Raw genomic sequence first — 1516 nt, forward strand, 5'->3', positions numbered from 1 at the left:
GATTAATCCCCCTAACAAAAAGAAGGCCGGCAGGGGGGCAACGGCAAAGCGGATGGCCCAGAGGGCACTATCGGGTTGGGTGGGAATGGGTTCTCCGGGAACACGGGCAATAAATCCAGAGGCTTGGAGGGTTAACCCCACCAAAAATAAGCCAAGGGCTAAACCGACCTTTTGCAGTAGCACCATAAAGGCATAGAAAACTCCTTCTCGGCGTTTGCCAGTGTTTAATTCGTCCAAATCCACCACGTCGGGAATCATGGACCAGGGAATGAGGTAGGCAACGGATACCCCCACCCCGGCAAAAACCGCTAGGGTGTACAGCAGAGCGACTTGCCCAGGTTGCACTAACCAAAGACCAGCTTCTGCCCCCATCCACACCATGGATCCGAGGAAGTAAATAACTTTTTTATCTAAAAACTGGGCTAGGGCCTGCCAGATAAATAGCATTACTAGGGCTGTACCTTGGACGGCGAGGGCAATGGTGCCGGACTGTTGTTCGCTTAAGCCCATCCAACTGACGACGAAATAAACCAGAATTGACGCGGTAAGTTGTACAGCTAACCAGGAACAGAGGTAAATACCGATAACAAATAAAAAAGCCCGGTTGCGGAAGGCAATTTTAAGTTGTTTAAACAGGGGTAAACTTTCGGTGTTCTCAGGACTGGATGGTCCATCTCCCTTTCGTAAATGATCTTCTATGGCACTGTCTCGGAGGGTAAAACCAAATCCTCCCCAGATTAGCCCCAGTAGAATCAGAAAAAAGCTAATGTAGTCAAAACCACTTGCCCCTAGTAAGTTAAAGCTTCTGGCGATCGCCAAAGCAATTAAAGTAATACCAGCAGTCATTAATAGGGGCGCTAAACGCCGACGCAGAGTCGGAGAAAGAATGGGATCTTTGCCCTTTTCTTGGAGCCGTAAAGCACTCCAAAGTAAAGCAGAGAGGGAAAGCACGGAAATCATCACCCCCAATTGGGCAAATTGCGCCTGGGGGCGATCAGGTAAACCGGCAGCGATCAGAATGTAAAGAATTAGAGAGAGAATACTGCCGCCAATGGAAAAGAAAAACCGAAAACTATTTAACCTGGTGCGCTCGTTATAGTTCTGGGTCAATTCTGGTGTTAGGGCAGTGTAGGGCAAATTAACCGTGGTGTAACACAGATTAAATGCCATGGCGATCGCCACGTAGTAAATAAATAATCCCCATTGATTAGTTAAGCGATCGTCACTGAAATGGGGAATTAACCATTGGGCGGAATTCAACAGGGCAAAGGGAATCATCCCAGCCAACATCCAAGGCAAACGGCGACCCCAACGAGTGCGGGTACGGTCACTCAACAAGCCAATGATTGGGTCATTGATGGCATCAAAAATTTTACCAATCATCAACACACTACCCGCCAGGGCCGCCGGCACCCCCGCCACATCAGTGAGGAAAAACAGCAGGTAAAACACCAAAATGTTGGCAGTGATGGCCGGGCCAAAATCCCCTGCTCCGTAGGCCAGCTTGGTGGTGAAG

The 1516-nt window shown here is 49.1% G+C and carries 1 protein-coding gene; it reads right to left on the reverse strand.

Translation table 11 applies throughout. The features are described 5' to 3' along the window. On the reverse strand, nucleotides 1-1516 hold a 1516-nt coding region (locus IQ219_RS19555), incomplete at both ends, for an MFS transporter (RefSeq protein WP_194073719.1).

The organism is Synechocystis sp. LEGE 06083, assembly GCF_015207725.1.
In the GTDB taxonomy this organism is placed as follows: Bacteria; Cyanobacteriota; Cyanobacteriia; order Cyanobacteriales; family Microcystaceae; genus Synechocystis; species Synechocystis salina.